The sequence below is a fragment of the Actinoplanes sp. NPDC049802 genome (assembly GCF_040656595.1).
In the GTDB taxonomy this organism is placed as follows: Bacteria; Actinomycetota; Actinomycetes; order Mycobacteriales; family Micromonosporaceae; genus Actinoplanes.
On the sequence record NZ_JBFAMR010000028.1, the window covers coordinates 24,861 to 42,367 of the forward strand.

General features: G+C 71.2%; 15 protein-coding genes. 4 read left to right on the plus strand and 11 right to left on the minus strand.

Going from position 1 to position 17,507, the window contains the following annotated elements:
• Positions 1 to 7: 7 nt before the first annotated feature.
• The 3 genes from AB0I88_RS20490 to AB0I88_RS20500 are packed head-to-tail and all read right to left on the minus strand — an operon-like array spanning position 8 to position 4,216.
• On the minus strand, positions 8 to 1,312 hold the full coding sequence (locus tag AB0I88_RS20490; RefSeq protein WP_361026506.1) for a TfuA-like protein: 1,305 nt from the start codon (positions 1,310 to 1,312) through the stop codon (positions 8 to 10).
• The gene (locus AB0I88_RS20495; RefSeq protein WP_361026508.1) at positions 1,309 to 2,496 is read right to left on the minus strand and encodes a YcaO-like family protein; all 1,188 of its coding nucleotides are present in this window, start codon (positions 2,494 to 2,496) and stop codon (positions 1,309 to 1,311) included. Before AB0I88_RS20495 ends, AB0I88_RS20490 begins: the two co-directional genes overlap by 4 nt.
• Before the next feature lie 58 nt (positions 2,497 to 2,554).
• On the minus strand, positions 2,555 to 4,216 hold the full coding sequence (locus AB0I88_RS20500) for a long-chain fatty acid--CoA ligase (RefSeq protein ID WP_361026511.1): 1,662 nt from the start codon (positions 4,214 to 4,216) through the stop codon (positions 2,555 to 2,557).
• A 146-nt stretch (positions 4,217 to 4,362) separates the two neighbouring features.
• Between AB0I88_RS20500 and AB0I88_RS20505 the strand changes: the two genes are divergently transcribed.
• Positions 4,363 to 5,811, plus strand: a complete 1,449-nt coding sequence (locus AB0I88_RS20505; protein WP_361026514.1) for an MFS transporter — start codon at positions 4,363 to 4,365, stop codon at positions 5,809 to 5,811.
• 170 nt (positions 5,812 to 5,981) lie between these two features.
• On the opposite strand, the gene AB0I88_RS20510 is transcribed toward AB0I88_RS20505, so the two are convergent.
• The 6 genes from AB0I88_RS20510 to AB0I88_RS20535 are packed head-to-tail and all read right to left on the minus strand — an operon-like array spanning position 5,982 to position 12,089.
• Entirely contained in the window at positions 5,982 to 6,692 is a 711-nt protein-coding gene (locus AB0I88_RS20510) for a DUF899 domain-containing protein (RefSeq protein WP_361026517.1), read from the minus strand.
• 11 nt (positions 6,693 to 6,703) lie between these two features.
• Positions 6,704 to 7,726 (minus strand): dTDP-glucose 4,6-dehydratase, encoded by a 1,023-nt coding sequence (gene rfbB / locus AB0I88_RS20515; RefSeq protein WP_361026520.1) that lies wholly within the window; start codon positions 7,724 to 7,726, stop codon positions 6,704 to 6,706.
• A gap of 43 nt (positions 7,727 to 7,769) precedes the next feature.
• Positions 7,770 to 8,510 carry a methyltransferase domain-containing protein gene (locus tag AB0I88_RS20520; protein WP_361026523.1) on the minus strand — a complete coding sequence of 247 codons (741 nt, stop codon included), beginning with the start codon at positions 8,508 to 8,510 and terminating at the stop codon, positions 7,770 to 7,772.
• Between the two features lie 23 nt (positions 8,511 to 8,533).
• Positions 8,534 to 9,508, minus strand: a complete 975-nt coding sequence (locus tag AB0I88_RS20525; protein ID WP_361026723.1) for an NAD-dependent epimerase/dehydratase family protein — start codon at positions 9,506 to 9,508, stop codon at positions 8,534 to 8,536.
• Between the two features lie 8 nt (positions 9,509 to 9,516).
• Positions 9,517 to 10,866: a nucleotide sugar dehydrogenase gene (locus AB0I88_RS20530; RefSeq protein ID WP_361026526.1), complete on the minus strand. Its 1,350-nt coding sequence runs from the start codon at positions 10,864 to 10,866 to the stop codon at positions 9,517 to 9,519.
• A gap of 38 nt (positions 10,867 to 10,904) precedes the next feature.
• On the minus strand, positions 10,905 to 12,089 hold the full coding sequence (locus AB0I88_RS20535) for an acyl-CoA dehydrogenase family protein (protein ID WP_361026529.1): 1,185 nt from the start codon (positions 12,087 to 12,089) through the stop codon (positions 10,905 to 10,907).
• Between the two features lie 175 nt (positions 12,090 to 12,264).
• On the opposite strand from AB0I88_RS20535, the gene AB0I88_RS20540 reads away from it, so the two are divergent.
• A complete protein-coding gene (locus tag AB0I88_RS20540) occupies positions 12,265 to 12,978 on the plus strand; it encodes a class I SAM-dependent methyltransferase (RefSeq protein ID WP_361026532.1) in 714 nt (237 codons plus the stop codon).
• Here AB0I88_RS20540 and AB0I88_RS20545 read toward each other — a convergent pair.
• A complete protein-coding gene (locus AB0I88_RS20545; RefSeq protein ID WP_361026535.1) occupies positions 12,971 to 14,071 on the minus strand; it encodes a DegT/DnrJ/EryC1/StrS family aminotransferase in 1,101 nt (366 codons plus the stop codon). The two genes, AB0I88_RS20540 and AB0I88_RS20545, sit on opposite strands and share 8 nt — an antisense overlap.
• 144 nt (positions 14,072 to 14,215) lie before the next feature.
• Here AB0I88_RS20545 and AB0I88_RS20550 point away from each other — a divergent pair, with 144 nt between their 5' ends.
• Complete coding sequence (locus AB0I88_RS20550; protein WP_361026538.1) at positions 14,216 to 15,409, plus strand: dTDP-4-dehydro-6-deoxyglucose aminotransferase; 1,194 nt, start codon at positions 14,216 to 14,218, stop codon at positions 15,407 to 15,409.
• A gap of 139 nt (positions 15,410 to 15,548) precedes the next feature.
• Positions 15,549 to 16,904, plus strand: coding sequence for a dTDP-4-amino-4,6-dideoxy-D-glucose ammonia-lyase (gene desII / locus AB0I88_RS20555; RefSeq protein WP_361026541.1), 1,356 nt, complete (start codon positions 15,549 to 15,551; stop codon positions 16,902 to 16,904).
• A 51-nt stretch (positions 16,905 to 16,955) separates the two neighbouring features.
• Here desII and AB0I88_RS20560 read toward each other — a convergent pair whose 3' ends face one another.
• The gene (locus AB0I88_RS20560) at positions 16,956 to 17,507 is read right to left on the minus strand and encodes a copper resistance CopC family protein (RefSeq protein ID WP_361026544.1); all 552 of its coding nucleotides are present in this window, start codon (positions 17,505 to 17,507) and stop codon (positions 16,956 to 16,958) included.

Below are 17,507 nucleotides of genomic sequence, written 5' to 3' on the forward strand. Positions count from 1 at the left end.
TCACTCCTCACATTTGGGCGTCGTTCATCGCGACCACCGCCCGGGCCGCCATGAAGTACGGTCGCGCCTGGTCGCGGAAGTCCCCGAGAGACCGGAACCCGCGGTCGAGGACCTGGGTCGGCAGCTCCTCGGTGCGCCACAGCGCGGCGAACATGGCGTCGATCGAGCCGGCCGGGACGTCACCGGGATGGAACTTCGGGTTGACGCGCATCGCGCGCTCGGTGAGACCGAGCAGCCGGGTGCTCTGCCGGATCAGTTCCGGCAGGTCGGCGGACAGCTCCGCCGGAAGCTCCTCGTAGACGAGCCGGCCCGAGCGGCGGCGGAAGGTGCGCACGAGCACACGGATCGCCCGGCTCCTGTCGTCCAGGGTGGCCGCCTCGCCTGTGGTCAGGATGCGACGGGAGACCAGCTCGTCCGGCGACAGCCCGGCCAGCCAGGGCGGGGGGAAGTCGTCGAGCGCGAGTTGCGGGTACTCCGGGCGGAGGTTGGCCAGCACGTGTGCCTCGTGCCGATCGGGGAAGTCCGGCAGGAACAGCTGCGCGTACGCGAGAACCTGGCGCTCGGTCGGGCCGTGCGGGTCGTCGGTGGCCGGGGTGTGCTGCAGGCGCCACTCCCGCCGGTACGAGGTGACCGGCACCACCACCTCGCCGGCCGGCTGAGCGGGCGTCCCCCCGTCGAGCAGCGTACGGACGGCCGCCTCGGCGTCGATGCGTTTGATGTCGCCGAGCCGGTCGGGACGCAGCTCGTCGACGATCAGCCGCATCGTCCCGATCAGGCCCGCGTCGTCCGCCGCGGCCAGCAGCGCACGATTCGTCCGCGTGCTGAAGTGCACCGTCCGGGCGAGTTCCACGATCCGCGACGCCAGGTCCGGGTCGAGCCGGCCGGCAGCGACCAGACGGTCGGCGACGCTCAGGATGCTCACGATGGCGTGGGTGAAGGCGCGGTAGTCGACATCCGCGTCACCGTGGGTCAGGGCCACGTCGGCGTCGGAGAACACCCGGCCGTCCTGGTACCAGCCGAAGACGGTGCCCAGCCCGGTCATGCCGTAGCCGTGCAGTTCGCTGGCCCGCAGCGCGCCGAGGCTGGCCGTCCCGTAGACGGCGACGCCTTCGGCGTACAGGTCGAGGATCTCCTTGTGGCGGACCGGCGCGGTGTGCTGGTAGACGCCGTCGACGATGAGGACCGCCTCCCCGGCGTCGAGCCGGAGCCGGTAGACGTCACCGTGGGCGATGGGCGGGTGCGGGCAGACCCCGTCGAGGTCGAGCACCGGCGAGTCGGCCAGCGAGGGGCCGGCGAAGACGTGGATGGTCATGAGTGCTCCGTAGCGGGGTCGGGGCGGCGCGGCAGCTCCTCGTTGGCCTCGTGATGGCCCTCGGGCAGGCCTGGCACGACCACCTTGCAGGTGGCGAACGGTTCGCCCGGCGGTGTCATGTCGACGCGCAGCACCGGCAGCCCCGTCACAGCGCTCGCCTGCTCGGACAGCAGGGCGCAGAGCCGCTCGCTGGACAGTCCGGCGTCCAGCAGCGGCGCCTCGATCCGGTCCCAGGAGTGGTTCGGCTCGACGGCCGGCGGGGCGACCGGATACCGGACGCCCCGGTAGGAGACGGCGGCGATGTCCTCCCGGGTGCCGCTGATCACGGACATGCGGCTCTGGACCGCCTCGCTCAGGGCTCGCTGCAGGGCGATCTCGGGCAGGATGTGGCATCCGCCCCCGGCGTAGAGGCTGGGCATGTCGGAGCGCCAGAGGAACACCGCGAACGCCGGCGCACCGGGAACGGCCGAACAGTCCACCACCTCGGTCCAGAAGCCCATCGCGAGCAGGTGCCGGATCAGGTCGCGGCTCCAGCAGTCGGGCAGGGTGTCGAGGTCGACCACCCGGCGCTGCCGGATCGGCGTGCGGGCCATGCCCGCGGTGGAGAACCGTTCGATCACTTCGAGCAGGGCGTGCACGGTGGCCTCGGCGAGGGTGTTCCCACTCGCCAGGCCGTTGGACGAGCAGAACTGCGTGGGCGGGCGCCAGGTTCCGTCGCAGACGCCGTCCATGGCCACCGAGCGCAGCGGGACGAAGGTGTCGGTGCCGTCGCGCAGCGACACCGCCGGGACCCAGCTCATCGGGTACAGGTCGGAGACGACCGAGCGCTCGGTGGGCGTGACCTCCGTCGTGGAGTACGGCAGGCCCAGCTCCGCGGCGGACGCGACGAAGGCGTCGGGCGTGGTGAAGTAGCGCTCGCAGATGCTCAGTTCGATGGCCTCCATCACCGCCGAGATCTTCGCCAGCAGCGGTGTGGCGCCCTTGCCCTGGCTCACTCCCACGGTCGTCGCCAGTGGGCGCACGGCCATGTAGACCGGCATGCCGATGGTGTCCAGGCCGGTCAGCTCGGCGACCCGGGTGACGCCGTACGCGCCCATCCGGGGCCGCACCCGCTCCCAGGTCTGCTCGGGTGCCCGGTCACGCAACAGGCCGGGGGCAACACCGGCTCGGGTGGTTACCGTCACGACGGACTCCGCATCACTCGTCGGGCTGCGCTCTCATGGTCGGACACCGGCCGGCGGGTCACTTCTCCGAACGTGCGTACAAGGCGTCGATCTCCGCCGCGTACTTCTCGGCGATCGGCCCGCGCCGCAGCTTCATCGTCGACGTCACCTCGTCGCCGCCGGGCCGCCAGAACACCGGCAGCACGGCGAGCCGCTTGATCTGCTCGATCCGGGACAGCCGCCGGTTGCCCGCCTCCACGCTGGCCCGGATCTCGCGCAGCACCCGGTCGTCGGCGGCCAGCACCGCAGGGTCCGCCTCCAGGCCCGTCTCGGCGGCGAAGGCGGCGGCCGCGTCCGGATCCAGGGTCACCAGCGCCACGTTGTACGGCCGGTCGTCGCCGAACGCCAGTACCGGCCCGATCAGGGGCGAGCCCGCAGCGACGGCGTGCTCGATGGCTGCCGGTGACATGTTCTTACCGCCGGAGTTGATGATCAGTTCCTTCTTGCGGCCGACGATGGTGAACGTGCCCTCGTCGTCGACCGTGGCGAGGTCCCCGGAGCGCAGCCAGCCGTCCGGGCCGATCGCCTCGGCGGTGCCCGCCGGGTCGTTGCGGTAGCCCCGCATCATCCACGGCGTCCGGATCAGCAGCTCGCCGTCCGCGGCCAGGCGGGCCTCGGCGCCCGGGGCGACCTTGCCGACTGTGCCGATCCGGGACTCCGCCGGCGGGGATCCCGTGCCCAGCCCGCACTCGGTCATGCCCCACCCCACCACCAGGTTCAGCCCGAGCTTCTGCCAGAACCCGTAGACGTGGTCGGAGATGGCCGCGGTCCCGGTCAGCGCCCACTTCAGGCGATCGAAGCCGGTCTGCGCCCGAATCGCGCGCAGCAGTCCGGGGTCGCCCGCCTCGAACGCCGCGGCGGCGCCCGGATCGGCCAGCAGCTCCCGCTCGACGCGGGCCTTCAGCTTCTCCCAGGTCCTGGGCACGGCCGCGAACGCGGTCGGCCGCACCCCGGCGACCACGTCCGCCAGCCGCGCGGGGTCGGCCAGGCAGGTGACCTGCGCACCGCGTACGAGGGCGTAGTAGTGGCGGTAGAAGCGGTCGCCGGAGTGGCTGGACGGCAGATAGGAGATGGTGGTGTCCCCGGCCTCCAGCGGCCAGATCCGGGACACCGCGTCGACCATCCGGAGCCAGCCCCGGTGGGTGTGCTCCACGCCCTTGGGCGGGCCGGTCGTCCCGGAGGTGTAGAGCAGGCAGAGCAGATCGTCCGGCCGGACAGCGCGCCAGGCGGCGTCGAAGTCGAAGCCCGGCGCCGGCCGGAGGCGCGCGAGGTCGCCGTCCTCCAGGATCAGCAGGTGCTCCAGCGGCGCGCCGGACGCCGCCATCGACTCGGCGAACTGTCGCTCGCACACGCCGATCCGGGCGCCGGAGTGGGTGAGCTGAAACCGGATCTGCTCGGGCGAGCTGGTGTTGTAGATCGAGAACGTGACCGCGCCGAGATGCGACGCCGCCACCTCGGTCACGTGGAACTCGGGGCGGTTGGTCAGCATGGTCACGAACGTGTCGCCGCGCCGCAGGCCGAGCGATGCCAGCCCACCGGCGATCCGGCGCACCTCGTCGCCGTACTGCCGCCAGGTCAGCGTGACGCTGTCGTCGGGGGTGCGCAGCGCGACGTCGCCGGGGTGGGCGGCAACGGTCCGCTGGAACGCCTCGGCGAACGTGGCTGGTGGTGGCGTGGTCACCGGGGAAGCCTCGCAACAGAATCATGGGCGAGACATCTCGGTGATTGCTCTGCCGTACTGCGCAATCGTGAAGACATAGCCGGAATCGGAATTACGTAACGTCTCCCGCGACAGTCAAAGAGACCTTCGCGACCACGGGAGACACGGTGACTCCACCTCCTTCGACCCGGCGCTGGCTCGCGCTGGCCCTGCTGGCCACGACCCAGTTCGTCCTCATTCTCGACACGGCGATCGTGATCGTCGCCATCCCGTCGATGGAGATCGACCTAGGCTTCACGCCCGAGGAACTGCCGTGGGTGGCGAACGCCTACATCCTCGCCTTCGGCGGCCTGCTCCTGCTGGGTGGCCGGCTGGGCGACATCGTGGGACGCCGCCGCATGTTCCTCGGCGGTCTGACGTTGTTCGCGCTGGCATCGCTGGCCGGTGCGCTCGCCACCGAGCCACTGTGGCTGATCCTCGCCCGGGCGATGCAGGGCGTCGGCGCGGCGGCGATCTCACCTGCGGCGCTGGCCCTGGTCATGACCCTGTTCACGGAGACCAGCGAGCGCAACAAGGCGCTCGGTGTCTGGGGTTCGGTGGCCGCCGCCGGAGCCGCCACCGGCTACATCATCGGTGGCCTGTTCACCGAGGCGTTCGGCTGGCAGGCGGTGCTCTGGATCAACGTTCCGATCGTGGCCCTGATCGTGGCGCTCACGCCGTGGCTGCTGCCCCCGGCGGCCCCGGCGACCCGCGGACCGGTCGACGTCGCCGGTGCCGTCACCCTCACCGGCGGCATCACCCTGGCGGTCTACACGCTGATCGACACCCGGCACGCCGGCTGGGCCTCGGCCCGGACGCTGGGCCTGTTCGCGCTGGCCGCGACCCTGCTCGCCGCCTTCGTGGTGCTCGAGCGGCGGAGCAGCCAGCCGTTGATCGACCTGGGCATCTTCCGGATCGCCTCGCTGCGCAACGGCAACATCCTCACCCTTCTCCTGCAGGGCGCGATGACGCCGATGTTCTTCTTCCTCACCCTCTACCTGCAGCACGTACTGGACTTCAGCCCGATCCAGGCGGGGCTGGCCCAGATGCCGGCGGCACTGAGCTTCGCGCTGCTCGGCACCCCGGTCTCCAAGCTGATCAGCCGGATCGGATATCAGCTCCCGGCGGCGGCCGGCGGCCTGATCGCCGGCGCCGGGATGATCTGGCTGGCCCAGGTCGAGGTGGGCGGCGACTACTTCACCGACGTGATGGCCCCGCTGACCATCACGGCGATCGGCGCCACGCTCAGCGTCATCGCGCTGATGATCGCCGCCACCGCCGATGCGCCGATGAACAGCGCCGGCCTGGCCTCCGGACTGGTCAACGTCACCCAACAGCTGGGCGGCGCGATCGGCCTGGCGGTGCTCGCCACGGTCGCGGCGTCGGCCGGCGCGCGGTCCGCCGGGCGCGGCGGTGACGAGCTGACCGCGCTCACCGACGGGATCGGCTCGGCGCTACTCGTCGGGGCCGGATTCGCCGTCGCCACGGGAGTCCTCGCCGCGGTACTGCTGCGCAAGACCCGGGCCGTCGCGGCACCCGCCGAGCCTCGGGTCAGCGAGGAGATCGCGGCCCACTGACGCGGCACGCGACTCGACTCGTCAGGGCGCTCCGTGGCCAGGAGCGCCCTGACACGTTCGCGGGACCGGCACAGCGCCGGGAACAGCCCGGCGAGCACCGCGACGGCCGCATCGGCGAGTTCCTGGTACGAGAGGAACCCGCCGACCCCGACCGCCGCGGCGCGAACCCGTCAGTACTCGTCGTGCCGGCGCCACCAGGCACCGGCCGGGGAGTCGGCCCGGCCGGGCGGCTCCTCCCAGAACTCCTGCCGGCCCAGCGGCGTCAGGTCGAGGTAGTTGGAGGCGCCGGTGAGCAGGTCGGTGCCGCGCGCATACGCCGAGTACGTGTGGAAGACGACGTCACCATCGCGGAGGAAGACGCTCACTCCCGGCGCCTCACCGGACTCGCCGGGCATCTCCTGGAAGTTGTACACGACCGGCGACACCACCGACTCGTCCAGGGTGACGTGGAAGTCGTAGTTGAAGGAGCTGCCGTAGGAGGAGTACCAGGGCACCGTCCAGCCCATGCGCTTCCGGTACGCCAGCAGCTTGGGCAGCGGCGCCCGCGACACCACCACCAGGTTCGTGTTGCGGGCGTGCAGGTGCGCCGGATGCCCCATGTGGTCGACCACCCGCGAGCAGCCGGGGCACCCGGCGTCCCAGTCCGGGTCGAACATCATGTGGTACGTGATGAGCTGGCGGTGGCCGCCGAACAGGTCGAGCAGGCTCACCTCGCCGTCCGGCCCGGCGAACACGTACGGCTTGTCGATCCGCACCATCGGCAGCCGGCGCCGTTCCGCGTTGAGCGCGTCCCGCGCGCGGGTGAACTCCTTCTCCATGGCCAGCAGCCGCTTGCGGGCGGCCAGCCACTCCTCCCGGGACGCGGTGTCGGGCAGGTTCATCGGCGCACTCCTCAGACGGTGGTCATGGGTACGTCCCGCTGCTCCGGCCGGGACCAGACGGCACGCTCCTGCAAGGGCTCCCACCAGGCACGGTTCTCCCGGTACCAGCGGATCGTCACGGCCAGGCCGTCGTCGAAGGCGATCCGCGGCGCGAACCCGAGTTCCTCGCGGATCTTCGTGGTGTCCAGCGAGTACCTGCGGTCGTGGCCGGGCCGGTCGGGTACCCATTCGACCAGGTCCCAGCCGGCGCCGAAGGCCTCCAGCAGGCGCTCGGTGAGTTCCACGTTGCTGAGCTCCGCACCGCCGCCGATGTGGTAGATCTCGCCGGACCGCCCGCCGTTCAACACGAGCTGGATGCCGCGGCAATGGTCGGACACGTGCAGCCAGTCCCGCCGGTTGCGCCCGTCGCCGTACAGCGGAACGGGTTTGTGATCCATCAGGCTGGTCACGAACAGCGGGATGACCTTCTCGGGAAACTGGTAGGGCCCGTAGTTGTTGGTGCACCGGGTGACGACCACGTCGAGTCCGTGGGTGCGCTGGTAGCTCAGCGCCATCAGGTCCGAGGCCGCCTTGGCCGCGGCGTACGGAACGTTGGGGTTGACCCGGCACCCCTCGTCCCAGGACCCCTCCGCGATGGAGCCGTACACCTCGTCGGAGGAGACGCACACGAACCTGCCGACCCGGTGCCGCAGTGCCGCCTCCAGCAACGTGACCGTGCCGAGCACATTGCTGTGCGCGAACGCCAGACCACTCTGGATCGAGCGGTCGACGTGGGTCTCGGCGGCGAAGTGCACGATCACGTCGTGCCCGGCGACGACCTCGTCCATCAGGGCCGGATCGGCGATGTCACCGTGCACGAAGCGGTATCTCGGGTTGTCGGCGACCGGATCGAGGTTCGCGAGATTACCCGAGTACGTGAGCTTGTCGAGCACGGTGACCTGCGCGCCCTCGGAACCCGGCAGTTCGTCGCGGAGCACCGCGCGGGCGAACTCCGAGCCGATGAAACCGGCGCCCCCGGTGACGAGGATTCTCATGTCCAGCTCCGCTCGTTGCTTGAGTCATCGCATGACCTGGCGTTCAGAGTCCGGCGACCAGGTTCAGCCGGCGGTGTTCGGTGGTCAGCGGCGCGGCGTCCTCCCCATAGCCGTCGACCGTGGCGAAGCCGGCCGCCTCGAGCCAGGCGCGCAGTTCGGGAAAGGTGTGCAGCCGGTGCCACGACGGCTCACGCCGGATCTCGCCGTCGCGGACGGTGGTCCGGGTCGCGATGCTGCTGCCGGCCACCGGATCGAAACGGCGGATGTCGACCACCAGATTTCCGTCACGCTCGGTCGCGGAGTACGGCGTGTACTCGCGGATGTACCGGGGATAGTTGATCGTCTCGAGCAGGAGCCGGCCGCCGGGCCGCAGCACCTCGGCGATCCGGGCGAGGACCTCGCGGTCGTCGGCATCGGTGTGGAAGCCGAACGCGTTGCCCCAGTTCACCACCCGGTCGAAGCGGCCGCTCCCGGTCAGGTCCCGCATGTCCTCGTGGAGGTACTCGACCGTCACGCCACGCTCGGCGGCGTCCTGCCGGGCTCGTTCGAGGAACACGGTGGACAGGTCTGTGCCGGTGACCCGGCAGCCGCGCGCGGCGAGCCGGTTGGTGATGCGGCCGTGGCCGCAGCCGAGGTCGAGGACCTCCATCCCGGGCTCGAGGCCGAGCAGTTTCCAGATCCGGTCGGCATCGGCCTCGGCCTTCTCCTCCAGCATGTCCGCGAAGAAGTAGAGGTAGTCGTCGTCGAACACGGCGGTCGAGTCGGCGGGTGGCTCCGTCATCATTCTCCCAGGCTAGGGTCCGGTGGTCAGCTCGCGCCGCTGTCCGGCAGGGCGAGCCACCACGGGTTGGCGCGGGCCCAGCCGACCGTTCTCGCCAGCCCGTCCGCCAGGTCGGTGGTGGGTACCCATCCGAGGACGTCGCGGGCCTTGGTGTTGTCGGGCACGCGGCGGTTCAGGTCCTCGTAGTGGGCGCCGAGGGCGGCCCTCGTGTCGACCTCGACGGTCCGCGGCCCCTCGCCGCCGGCCAGTTCGGTGACCAGGTCGACGACCTCGCGCACCGTGGTCTCGCGCATGCTGCCGATGTTGAAGATCTCACCGGCCGCGGCGACATGGTCGCCCGCGATCACGGTGCCCGCGACGGCGTCGTCCACGAACGTGGGACAGCGTGTCTGCCCGCCCTGGTCGTAGACCGGTACGGGGTGGCCGTTGAGCGCCCGGTGCACCGACCGGCTGATCAGGAAGGCCGGACGCTGGCGCGGACCGTACACGTTGAAGTAGCGGACGACGGCGGCCTCCAGCCCGTACTGGCGGGCGAAGGCGAACACCATGTGCTCGATCAGCGCCTTGCTCGAGGAGTACGTCCACCGGTCGGTGGTGGTGGGTCCGAGGACCCGGTCGTCGTTCTCTCGCCACGGCACGGCGGGATTCTTGCCGAACACCTCGCTGGTGCTGGCATGCACCACCCGCGCACCCGCGCGCAGGGCCGCGTCGAGCACCGCGCGGGTGCCCAGGACGTTGATGTCGATGACGTCGAGTGGGCGCGCCAGGTAGCGGTCCACGCCGACCACGGCGGCCATGTGATAGACGACGTCCGCGCCGGCGGCGGTCTCGGTGAGGCGGTCGCCGTCGCGGATGTCGCCCTCGACGAAGCGGGCGTGGTCGCGGGCGATCACCTGATCCGGCCCCGGCGCGATGCTGTCGAAGACGGTCACGGTGTCACCCCGGGTGACGAGGTGTTCCACGAGGTGGCTGCCGAGGAATCCGCAGCCACCGGTGACCATCACCCGGCTCACGCCGCCCGCCCGATGCCGCGGTAGTGGTAACCCAGCTCGCGCAGCGAGTGGATCTTTCCCTTCGAGTAGTACGCCCGGCCGTCCAGCACCAGGCAGTCGGCCGCCACGGGCAGCGTCGCGAAGTCGAGGTCCTCGAGCTGGCGGTGCAGCGCGAGCACGGCCACACAGTCGGCCCCGCGCACCGCGTCCTCGATGGACGCCGAGACCGGGATGCCGAACACGTCCTCCGCCTCGGCGGCGTCGACGAGCGGGTCGAAGATGCGGACCTCGGCGCCGGCCTTGGTGAACGCCGCGATCGTGGGTTGGGTCGGCGTCGCCCGCAGATCCCCGGTGTTGTTCTTGAACGCCAGGCCGAGTACCGCGATCGTGGCCGTGTCCGGGTCCTTGCCGAGGTCCGCCAGGGCGGACAGTGCCAGCTGGGCGGTGTATTCCGGCATACCCGCGTTGATCTCGCGGGCGGCCGGCACCGTGAGGATCTCCACGCCCCTCCGCCGCGCCGACTGCCACACCATCCACGGGTCCTTGGTGAGGCAGGAACCGCCGACCCCCACGCTCGGCAGCAGTATGTTGATCATGCTGGAGCCCTTGGGGATGGTGTTGGCCGCGGCGATCACCTCGATCACGTCCACCTCGTGCACGGCGCAGAACTTCGCGAGTTCGTTGGCGAGCGCGATGTTGGCGTCGATCCACCAGTTGTCCGCCAGCTTGACGATCTCCGCGGCCTCCGGCGACTCCAGCGGGATGGCCCGTACCCCGAGGCTGCGGCGCCAGAACTCGGCCGCGGCCGCCGCGCTGTCCGGATCCAGGCCACCGGCCACGATCGGGAAGGTCTTGAGTTCCCGCAGCGCGACACCCTCGGAGAGCCGCTCCGGTGAGAAGGCCAGCCCGAAGTCGATCGAGCCGGTCAGCCCGGACCGCTCCAGGGTCTCCCGGACGATGGTGCGCGTGGTACCCGGCGGCACGGTGCTCTTCACGACGAACAGCTGCCCCCGGCGCAGATGCCTGCTCAGCTCGGCGCAGGCGGCGCGCAACTGGCCGTCGGCCAACGAGCCGTCGGCGAGCACCGGCGTCCCGACGGTCACCAGGACCACATCGGCGTTCCGGGTCTCGGCGTAGTCGGAGGTGATCCGCAGCCGGCCGGATGCGAGGCCGTCACCGAGCAGCTCGGCGAGCCCTTCCTCGCGGAATCGGCAGCGGCCGGCGTTCAACTCGGCGACGAGGTTGCCGTCGGTGTCGACACCGATGACGTCGACACCGCGGTCGGCCAGCGTGGCCGCGAGGCATGATCCGACGTACCCGAAGCCGACGACGGCCACGGTGATGTCGCCGTCACGGAGAAATCGCATTCTTTCGCTCCATTCGACGCTCGGGACGACGGCCTCCGTCAGAGGTAATGGGTGTCGGGTTCCAGACCGCAGACGATGCGGCCGTACAGCTCCAGGTTCGTGTTCGGGTGCATCACGCCGTGCAGGTTGAGCGCTTGCACGTCCCGCATGATGCGCTGGATCGGAACGTGGCTGTAGATCGACGACCCGCCGCTGGCGGTGTTGAGGACGTCGGCCGCCTCCTTGGCACGAAGACACGCCGCGCCCATGTCGAGCCGGACCCGCGCCCGTTCCTCGGTGGTCCAGTTCTCGCCGCCGAAACTCTTGGTGTCCACCAGCGTCGCGGCGCGCTGCGCGTGGAACTCCGCCTCGTCCACCTTCACGGTGGCCTCGGCGATCTGCAGGTGGGTCAGCGGTGCCTCACGCTGGTCGGCGTAGCCGGTGTAGGAGATCTTCCGGCCGGGCAGCCGCTCCTGGAACGCCTCCAGAGCCGCCCTCGCCAGACCCTGCGCCGTGGCGCTGACCGTCGAACACGCGGTCGGCAGCAGCGGGGCCCGGTAGATCGGGGTGTCGGCGTTGAGCACCGAGGAATACCGCTCGTGCAGCACTGGCCCCATCGCGAGGACCCGCTCCTGCGGCACGAACACGTCCTCCGCGACCGTGCTGACGCTGCCGGACCCGCGCAGGCCCGAGGTGTACCAGTCGTCGACGATCCGCAGCTCACTGACCGGGATGGCGGTCATCACCGGCTGCGGCTCGCCGTCCGGCCCGATCAGGATCACCGAGTTGGTGTTCCAGTGGCTGTGCTGCACGCCCGAGTTGAACGCCCACCTGCCGTTGACGACGATGCCGCCGTCGGCCGGCACGGCGGTGGCGGTCGGGCTCAAGATGCCGCACACCCGCACTCCCGGAGTGGAGAAGATCTCGTCCTGCGCGGAGTCCGGGAAGAGACCGGCGATCCAGGTGCTGATGTTCCACACAGCCACGGTCCACGAGGTCGAACCGTCACCGCGGGCCAGCTCGGCGATCACCCGCGACACCGTCCGCAGGTCGCACTCGTAACCCCCGAAGCGAGCCGGGACGCGCATCTTGAACAGGCCCGCGTCGACGAGTGCCTCCAGCACGTCGTCCGCCAGCCGGCGGTTCTCGTCCATCCAGCCCGCCCGCTCCCGCAGCAGCGGCACCAGCTTCGCGGCGCGGCTCACCAGCTCATCTGTCGTCGGTTTCAGGGCGGTATCCACCATGGGCTCCTCGAGCGTCATCAGCAATCGGGGAAGAGACTTCTCGGCAGAGCCTGGCACGGGCCGGATCGGCGGCACACCTCCGCGATTGCGCAGCGTCGTTCTCGCAGAATGCGCAGTTCCGGAAATGCGCGCCGGGACCCGTTTTCCATGCGCCGGCGTCCATATCATGGCCTCCATGTACGACAGTGAGGTCGCCGAGATCTGGGACGCCATCTACACCGGCCGCGGCCGGGACTACGGGGCCGAGGCCCGCGATGTGGCCGAGCTGATCCGCAAGCTCCGTCCGGACGCCGACTCGTTGCTGGACGTCGCGTGCGGCACCGGCGAGCACCTGCGCCACTTCCGCGGCCTCTTCGGCCACGTCGAGGGTGTGGAACTGTCCGGCGACATGATCGCGGTGGGCCGCCAACGGTCACCGTCACTGCCGCTGCACCAGGGCGACATGCGCTCCTTCGACCTCGGCCGCCGCTTCGACGCGGTCACCTGCCTGTTCAGCTCGATCGGGCACATGCGCACCACCGCCGAGCTGAACGCCGCGATCGGCCGCCTGGCCGCGCACGTCGGCCCCGGCGGGATCGTCGTGGTGGAGCCGTGGTGGTTCCCGGACACCTTCGCCGACGGGTACGTCACGGGCGACGTGGTCCGCTCCGGCGAGCGCGTGATCGGGCGCGTGTCCCACTCCCGCCGGGAGGGCGACGTCTCGCGCGTCTCGGCACACTTCACCGTCGCCGAGCCGGAGGCCGGCCTGCGCCACTTCACCGAGGAACTGCTCATCACGCTGTTCACCCGCGAGCAGTACGAGGACGCCTTCCGTACCGCGGGCGGCACGGTCGAACATCTCCCGCAGGGTCCCGCGGGCCGCGGGATGTTCGTCGGCGTGTTCAGCTGATCCGGCGAACCGCGGCGATCACCGCGTCCGTCTGGGCGGGTGTCTGGTGGGGCCCGATCGGCAGGCTCAGCACCTCGGCCGCGAGGCGCTCGGCGAGCGGGAAGGCCCCCGGCCCGAACCCCAGGCCGGCGTACGCCTCGCTGCGGTGCACCGCGGCCGGGTAGTGCGGCATCGTCTCCACGCCGTCCGAGCCGAGCAGGCCGCGCAGTGTCTCGCGCCGCCGCGACCGCACGACGAACAGGTGCCAGACGTGCCCGGCCCACGAGGCGGTCGCCGGCAGCACCAGGTCGTCCACCGCGCCCAGCTCGTTCAGGTAGCGGTGCGCCAGTACCACGCGGCGGGCGTTCCAGTCGTCCAGATGGCGCAGCTTGACCCGCAGGATCGCCGCCTGCAGCTCGTCGGTCCGCGAGTTCGTGCCGATCACCTCGTGGGCGTACTTCGACCGGGCTCCGTAGCTACGCAGCAGCCGGATCCGGCCGGCCAGCGCGGCATCGGTGGTGACCACAGCGCCGCTGTCGCCGACGGCCCCGAGATTCTTGCTCGGATAGAAGCTGAACGCCACCGTCGACGGCGCGGCGCCGATCCGGTCACCGCGGTGGACGGCGCCCGCCGCCTGCGCGGCATCCTCCACCACGGCCAGGCCGTGCCGGGCCGCGACGTCGCGCAGGGACGCCAGGTCGGCCGGCTGGCCGTAGAGGTGCACCGGGAGGATCGCGCGGGTCCGTGCGGTGATCGCCGCCTCCGCCGCGGCCGGGTCGATGGTGAAGGTCCTCTCGTCCGGCTCGACCGGCACCGGTGTCGCGCCGACGGCCGACACGGCGAACCACGTGGCGATGAACGTGTGAGCCGGCACCAGCACCTCGTCGCCCGGCCCGATCCCGAGGGCGCGCAACGTCAGTTCCAGCGCGCTGCACCCGTTGCCCACCGTGACGCAGTGCGCGGCGCCGCAGTAGGTGGCGAACTCACTCTCGAAGGCCTCGACCTCGGGCCCGAGCACGTACCAGCCCGACCGCATCACCCGCTCGTAGGCGGCGTCGATCTCGGTGCGCAGCTCCGCATAGGGCGCGCGAAGGTCAAGGAAGGGGACCCGCATCCCGTCATCGTCGTGCCGGCTCCGCCGGGCGGGCATCTCCGATGTTGCCGGACCTGCCGCGCCCGGCAATCGAGGAGATGCGGCGGCCGCCCGCCTTCACGAGGGTGGAGGGCGCCGGCACGGTGAGCGGAGGATGGGGGCGGCGTGAAACGCGACATCGGTGACCTCGCCTTGTTCGGCGGGCGTGCGGCGTTCCTGCACCCGTTGACCTCGCACCGGCCGAACACGTTCGACCGGTCCCGGCTGTTCGACCGCCTCAACTGGGCGCTCGACAACCAGTGGCTGTCCAACGGCGGCCCGCTGGCCCGCGAGTTCGAGGACCGTGTCGCCGAGCTGGCCGGCGTCCGCAACTGCGTCGCCACCTGCAACGCCACGGTGGCCCTGCAGTTGCTGCTGCACGCCGCGGACCTGTCCGGCGAAGTGATCATGCCATCGCTGACGTTCGCGGCCACCCCGCACGCCGCCCGCTGGCTCGGCCTGGAACCGGTGTTCTGCGACATCGACCCGGTCACCGGCTGCGTCGATCCCGCCCTGGTGGCCGGGGCGGTCACCGAACGGACGTCCGCCATCGTCGGGGTGCACCTGTGGGGCCGCCCATGCGCCGTCGCCCCGCTGGAGAAGATCGCCGCGGACCACGGCATCCCGGTCTTCTTCGACGCCGCGCACGCCATCGGCTGCACCACCGGCGGCCGGGCGATCGGCGGCTTCGGGACCGCCGAGGTCTTCAGCTTCCACGCGACGAAGGTGGTCAGCGCGTTCGAGGGTGGGGCGATCGTCACCGACGACGACCAGTTCGCCGACCGCGTCCGCGCGCTGCACAACTTCGGCAAGGGGCTGACCACGGTCAGCCAGGCCGGCGGGACCAACGGCAAGATGAGCGAGGCCGCGGCCGCGATGGGCCTGACCTCGCTGGACACCTTCGGCGACACGGTCCGCCACAACCGCGCCAACTACGACGCCTATCGCGACGAACTCGCCGGTGTGGACGGTGTCACCTTCTTCGCCTTCGACCTCCACGAGAACAACAACTTCCAGTACGTCATCGTGGAGATCGACGAGGAGACCGCCGGGCTGAACCGGGACGTGCTGCTCGACGTCCTGCACGCCGAGAACGTCCTGGCGCTGCGCCCGATCGGTTCGCCCGCGTGTCACCAGCTCGAGCCCTACCGCTCCGGGCGGCTGCCCCACCTGCCGCACACCGAGCGGCTGGTCGCGCGCGTCGTCTCCCTGCCGAGCGGCACCACCGTGAACCGCGAGGAGATCCGCCGGATCTGCTCGATCATCCGGTTCGCCGTCTCGCACGGCGCGGGCGTGACCGCGCGCCACAGGCAGGGGTGACCGTCCGGACCGCACCCTCGACGAAAGGCCGGCCATGACCGACGTAGTGCACCTTTCTCAATCCGGCATCGGGCCGAGGCCGCCCGATCGTGCGACCGGCGCCGGGCCGACGCGTTCTCGCCACGGCGAAGAAGGTTCGGTGCAGAGCCGTACCGCGCACCCTCCGGTGGATCCCGCGGACGCCCTCCTCGACCGGCTCGTCCATCGGTACGGGACCAGCCCGTTCACGCCGCTGGAGACCGCCCGCCTGGAACTGGGGGTGGACCGCGCGCACTTCGCCCGTCTACTGGCCACCGTCGAGCAACGGCCGGACCTGCGCGAGCGGGTGATCGCCGGCCCCTCCGGGAAGTACTGGTCGAACACGATCCTCCCGCTGGAGCGCAAGGGCGTCATCGACGACGTGCTCGACCGGAACGTGGTCTACCCGCACATCATCGCCCTGTACCCCGGCCCGACGTGCATGTTCCGCTGCCACTTCTGTGTGCGGGTGACCGGAGCTCGCTACCAGAACTCGGCGCTCGCCGACGGCAACGCCATGTTCGCGTCGCTCATCGACGAGGTCCCGACCGGCAACCCCTTCGCGATGTACGTCTCGGGCGGTCTCGAGCCGCTCACCAACCCGGGTCTGGGCGACCTGGTCGCCCGGGCCGCCCGGCGCGGTTTCAAGCTCGTGCTGTACACCAACGCGTTCGCGCTCACCGAACAGACCCTCCGGCGCCAGCCCGGCCTCTGGGACCTGCACGGTTTGCGTACCTCGCTCTACGGGCTCAGCGACGAGGAGTACGAGCAGACCACGGGCAAACGGGCCGCGTTCGGCCGGGTCCGGGCCAATCTGATCCGCTTCCAGCAGCTGCGGGCCGAGCGGGGCCGTCCGTTCCGGCTCGGCCTGAGCTACATCGTGCTGCCCGGCCGCGCGGCACGGCTGCCGCGGCTGGCCGACTTCATCGCCGAACTCAACGCGGCGGCACCCGATCACCCGGTCGACCACCTCGACCTGCGCGAGGACTACAGCGGCCGGCCGGACGGCAAGCTGTCCGCGGCGGAGCGCGCCGAACTGCAGGACGCGCTGGGCGCCTTCGCCGACCGCGTGGCCGAGCGGGCGCCCACCCTGCGGGTCGACTACGGGTACGCGTTGCACAGCCTGCGACTCGGTACCGAATCCGAACTCATCCGGATCGGCCCGGACGAGATGCGCCCGACCGCCCACATCCAGGCCGGGGTGCAGGTCGACATCCTCGGAGACGTGTACCTCTACCGGGAGGCGGGCTTTCCCGGCCTGCCCGGGGCTCAGCGGTACATCGCCGGCCGGATCGGCCCGGGCCGCGGGCTGGCCCAGGTGGTGGAGGAGTACGTGACCGGTGGTGCCGGGATCGCGCCGTTGCCCGGGGACGAGTTCTTCATGGACGGCTTCGACCAGGTGGTCACCGCCCGGCTGAACCAGATGGAGGCCGACGTCGCGGCGGGCTGGCGGGACTTCCGCGGCTTCCTGCGGTAGTCCCGCCGGGCCGGCCGGCGGAGCAGCCCTGCCCGCGCGGGCCGGCCACGATCAGGTCCGTCGGCGCGGGCCCGGCCGGCGGAGCAGGAGGACGGCGACGGCGAGCACCGCGCCGAAGTCGATCAGCAACAGGACCGCGCTGACCGGGTCGACACCGTGTTCGTGCGCTCCCTCCACATCGACCGCGGGCCCCGGGCCGGCCGGAACCGGCCCGGCACCGACGGCGAACCGCAGCGATCCGGTGGCCTTGCCGCCGTCGACGCCGACGACGTGGTAACCGAGGGTGTAGACGCCGTCGAGGTCGCCTTCGATCGGCACGCGCAGCACGGTGCCCGGCCCGGCGCCCGGCGCTCCGGTCGGCACGGTTCGCCCGGCTCCGTCCACGACGGCGACGTGCGACAGCGACGGGTCGGCCGGCGCGGACCACGTGAGCGCCACCACGGTGGGCGCCGTCCGCAGGACCGCCCCGGCGAACGGTTCACTGGCCACCAGGGTCATCGGCTGTGGGGCGGCCCGGTCCCGTCCGGCGACCGTCGCCAGCCACAGCAGGGCGGGCAGCACGATCAGGACGGCCGTCAACCGCCGGGCGACCGGGCCGGACAT